Here is a 338-nt window from a genome sequence, read left to right as displayed (position 1 = left end):
GGTTACACCAATACGGCAATGACGGCCCAAACGCTATTTGTTCGTTTAGAAAACACGACCACCACCTGTTATAACGTTAATACGCTACAATTGGAAGTATTGGAAAACCCCATAGCTAATGTCACAACCCCATTAGAAGTTTGTGATGATGTTAGCAATGATGGTATAGCCCAATTTGATTTAAGCACTAAAGACGCTCAAGTCATCGGATCACAGACAGGCATGAGCGTAAGTTATTATAGCTCGCCAGAACTTGCTGAAACAGGAACCAGTGCTGTAGCGACACTCTATACAACGGTCACTAGAGAAATCTATGTGCGTATAGAGAATGATGTGAC

At 42.3% G+C, this 338-nt stretch carries 1 protein-coding gene; it reads left to right on the top strand.

From position 1 onward, the window contains the following. Positions 1–18: 18 nt before the first annotated feature. The coding region (locus tag Q0822_RS18225) for a hypothetical protein (protein WP_299126401.1) at positions 19–338 on the top strand (320 nt) is incomplete at its 3' end.

The organism is uncultured Winogradskyella sp., from assembly GCF_947496485.1.
Classification (GTDB): Bacteria; Bacteroidota; Bacteroidia; order Flavobacteriales; family Flavobacteriaceae; genus Winogradskyella.
The sequence above is the reverse complement of the archived record's forward strand: the minus strand, read 5'-3'. Positions and strand labels throughout refer to the sequence as shown.